Origin of the sequence: Paenibacillus sp. A3 (genome assembly GCF_001399685.1) — a bacterium.
Lineage (GTDB): Bacteria > Bacillota > Bacilli > Paenibacillales > NBRC-103111 > Paenibacillus_G.
In genome coordinates this window covers 1-3,600 of the sequence record NZ_JTHN01000242.1, presented here as the reverse complement: position 1 = coordinate 3,600, position 3,600 = coordinate 1, and the positions used below count along the sequence as shown (strand labels likewise).

Here is a 3,600-nt window from a genome sequence, read left to right as displayed (position 1 = left end):
CCACTTTCTCAACAAACTCACCGTTCATCGTCCGGTAAGCGGGGAATTCCACCACGCGCCAAAATATGGTACGATGAACAGGAAGAGGTACGGATGGCGGTGACTGACTGGTGCCCGGCTGCTTAGCGGGCGGCCGCGGCCGAGTGCTTGGCAATCAAGCCCCGGTATGCCTCTTTCGGCCTCAAGCCGACCAGCCTTTCGACAGGTTCGCCACCCTTGAGCAGGATGACCGTCGGCATCGACATCACCCCGAATTGGGCCGCAATGTGCGGTGAAGCGTCGACGTCCACCTTCAGAATCGTCACACGCTCTCCCAGTTCTTGCCCGAGCTCCTCCAGCAGCGGGATCAGCCTCTTGCACGGCGGGCACCACACGGCGGTAAAATCGACCAGCGTCAGTTCGGATTTGCGGATATCCTCGGAAAATTCGGCATCGTTGCTCGTTTTAAGACTCATCGTTCGTTCCCTCCATGGATTCGTTATCGGTTCGTACCGATAGAATAGATTGTATGCGCTCCTCCAGATTGGACCTGATCCGGACCAGCGTCTGGATTTGCTCGTCGAGTTCCTGCAGTTTCTGCTGATAAACGGGCAATACCTCGTTGCAGAACGCTTCTTTGTTCATGAGCACGCAGTGCAGAAAACCGGCAATCTGCTCGGTAGACAAGCCCAGATTCAGATACAACCGGATCGTTTTGACCTGTTCTACGGCAAATTTGTGATATTCCCGGTAGCCGCTTTCGGTGCGGGCCGGCGCGATTAGCCCTTGCTTCTCGTAATAGCGGAGCGATCGGATGCTGGCTCCGGTCGCCTTGGACAGCTCGCCGATTTTCAGGGTCCATCCCTCCTTCAGGCGGATTGCGGATCGTAGTTTTATTATAGACCGTGACATTAATGTCAGAGTCAATCGTTTTTTTTACATCAATGTAAAAGGTGAGGATAAGTCATGAACCTTCGTAAACTGGAGCCTCAAGACGTGGAGGCATTTTGGAGCTTGCGGTTAAAATCGCTGAAAGAGCATCCGGAATCGTTCGGCTCGAACTACGAGGACGCGTCGCTCACCGGAATGGACGAGGTTCGCCGCCGTTTTCCGAATTCGGCGGACCAGTTTTTGCTGGGAGCGTTCGGAGAGAACGACGAATTGATGGGCATGATCGGCTTTCGCCGGGAGTCTGCGCGCAACCTGGCTCATAAGGGCATGCTGTGGGGAGTGTATGTGGACAGCGCCCATCAGGGGAAAGGGATCGCTTCCGCGCTGCTTCGGCATGTGCTGGAGGAGGCGCGTTCGCTGGACGGGCTGGAGCAGGTATATTTGGCTGTGGTGACCGTCAACGAACCGGCGGTTCGATTGTACCGTTCGGCCGGATTCGAAATTTTCGGCACTGAACCGAACGCATTGAAAATCGGCGATGAGTACTACGACGAATACTGGATGGTATGCAAACTAGAGATGACGGATTCAAGGGGAGAATCGGATGGTTAAAACGATAAGGAACGCCCTTTTGTTCGCAGCGGCAGTTCATATTGTGTATGTTATCGTGCAAGTCGTAACGGGGATGTTTCTTACCATGCGGTATGTGCCGAAGATGGTCGACGCTTATTCGAGCAAGCAAGGGATGGAATCGCAGGTTTCCTTCGGGCTGACGGCGGGCCCGTCCGGATGGCTTTACGTCCTGACGTTCGCCGGCAGCGCCGCCTTGTACGCCTTCGCCCTGCAGCCGCTGTGGCGGAGATGGGCCAATCGGCGGAACCGGCCGTAGTTTCCCGGGCGGAGCTAACGATAGGTAGCATGGAGGACTCGCCGGTTTCGTATAAATGAACAAGAGCTTTTTGTCTAGGGGAAAACGATGGACTGGGGGGGAGCATGATGGATTTGGTGTTCGTCATTCACGGTGAAGCGCAGCATTCGCTCGGTTTGCCCGGAAGCCGGGAAATGAAGGATCCGCAGCTCACGGAACGAGGCAGAACGGAAGCGCTTCGGCTTCGAAGCTTGAAGCCGCTCTCGGATACGGACGCGGTCGTTGCCGGTCCGACGCTGCGAATGCTCCAAACGGCGGAGCTCTGGTGCGAAGGAATGCCCGTTGCCCGGTTTGTGCATCCGCTCGCAGGTCCGCGTCAATATCCTTTCCGTTACGATTTTCATACGATGCCTTGTGACATGCCGCTTGAGCCCGGCCGGCTGGCGAGTAGGTTCCCCAATTTGCAGCTGCCTGCCGACTTGCCCGAATATTTGTGGCTGCAGGGCATCCATACGCTGCCGGGCCTGCTCTTCGACCAACAGGCGGACCGCTTTCTTGCATGGTGCCGCGCTCTAGGCAAAGAACGGGTCTATGTGGTGACCGAGACGGGTACGAGCCGAGCCTATCAGGCGCATCTGGCCGAAGCTCGCTGCAACCGGATAAGGGAATTCTTTACATGTATGGAATAAGACGGAGGTTTCGCGCTATCTGTCTGTTCGGGTTGATATTTTACTATTTCAAGAGAGACAGGGCATATGATATAATAACTCACTAGTTATGTAAAAGTTTGCGTAGGGAGTGAGCAGCTTTGTCTCTGATAGTGATGAAATTCGGCGGGAGCTCCGTAGGTGACGCGGAGCGGATGAAGCGGGTGGCGAACCGCATCGTGGAAAGAAAGCTTGAAGGCCACGATTGTGTCGTTGTCGTTTCGGCCATGGGAGATACAACGGACGATTTGATCGATTTGTCCAAACAACTGTGCCCCGGCATGCCGCCGGCGCGAGAAATGGACATGCTGCTGACGACGGGCGAGCAGGTTTCGGTTGCGCTGCTGGCGATGACGATCCACAGCCTCGGGCACGAAGCCGTTTCGTTTACGGGCTGGCAAGCCGGCATGTACACGGAAGCGCTTCATGGCAAGGCGCGCATTACCGATATCCGTCCGGATCGTATCCGCAATGCGATCGCAGCCGGCAAAATCGTCATCGTTGCGGGCTTCCAAGGCATGACGGAGGAAGGCGAAATTACGACGCTCGGACGCGGCGGGTCGGATACGACGGCCGTAGCGCTGGCGGCCGCCATTGAAGCGGACGTCTGCGAAATCTTCACCGATGTGGACGGCATTTATTCCACCGATCCGCGGATCGTGAAGTGCGCGCGCAAGCTGAACGAAATTTCGTACGACGAAATGCTGGAGCTTGCCAATCTCGGAGCGGCGGTTCTGCATCCGCGTGCCGTGGAATACGCCAAAAATTATAACGTACAGCTGGTTGTCAGATCCAGCTTCAATCATAATGAGGGCACGAATGTGAAGGAGGAAGCGGCGATGGAACAAGGCATCGTAGTACGCGGCATTGCTTACGACAAAAATGTGGCGAGAATCAGTATTTTGGGAGTGGAAGAAAAGCCGGGGCAACTGGCTAAAGTGTTCACTGCCTTGGCCAAAGCGCAAATCGATGTGGATATCATCGTCCAAAGCGGCGTACAGAACGGTCTCGCCGATTTCTCCTGCACCGTATCGCTGTCCGATCAAGAGAAGGCGCTTCAAGTCATCGAAGGGATTCGTCCGGAAGTCGGCTTCCGTCAAGTGACCTCCGAAACCAATCTGGTTAAAGTATCCATCGTTGGCGCCGGCATGGTCA

The 3,600-nt window shown here is 55.5% G+C and carries 6 protein-coding genes; 4 read left to right on the top strand and 2 right to left on the bottom strand.

Annotated elements, in window-relative coordinates; translation table 11 throughout:
- Positions 1–122: 122 nt before the first annotated feature.
- Together trxA and QJ48_RS30775 are read right to left on the bottom strand one after the other, a co-directional pair.
- Positions 123–455 carry a thioredoxin gene (gene trxA, locus QJ48_RS30780; protein WP_054977156.1) on the bottom strand — a complete coding sequence of 111 codons (333 nt, stop codon included), beginning with the start codon at positions 453–455 and terminating at the stop codon, positions 123–125.
- Positions 445–834, bottom strand: coding sequence for a MerR family transcriptional regulator (locus QJ48_RS30775; RefSeq protein WP_054977158.1), 390 nt, complete (start codon positions 832–834; stop codon positions 445–447). Before QJ48_RS30775 ends, trxA begins: the two co-directional genes overlap by 11 nt.
- A 111-nt stretch (positions 835–945) precedes the next feature.
- Between QJ48_RS30775 and QJ48_RS30770 the strand changes: the two genes are divergently transcribed.
- The 4 genes from QJ48_RS30770 to QJ48_RS30755 all read left to right on the top strand — a co-directional run.
- Positions 946–1,482, top strand: a complete 537-nt coding sequence (locus QJ48_RS30770; protein WP_054977155.1) for a GNAT family N-acetyltransferase — start codon at positions 946–948, stop codon at positions 1,480–1,482.
- Positions 1,475–1,759 carry a hypothetical protein gene (locus tag QJ48_RS30765; RefSeq protein ID WP_054977154.1) on the top strand — a complete coding sequence of 95 codons (285 nt, stop codon included), beginning with the start codon at positions 1,475–1,477 and terminating at the stop codon, positions 1,757–1,759. The genes QJ48_RS30770 and QJ48_RS30765 overlap by 8 nt, the downstream gene beginning before the upstream one ends.
- A gap of 104 nt (positions 1,760–1,863) precedes the next feature.
- Positions 1,864–2,427, top strand: a complete 564-nt coding sequence (locus tag QJ48_RS30760) for a histidine phosphatase family protein (protein ID WP_054977153.1) — start codon at positions 1,864–1,866, stop codon at positions 2,425–2,427.
- A 119-nt stretch (positions 2,428–2,546) separates the two neighbouring features.
- On the top strand, positions 2,547–3,600 hold a 1,054-nt coding region (locus tag QJ48_RS30755; RefSeq protein ID WP_054977157.1), incomplete at its 3' end, for an aspartate kinase.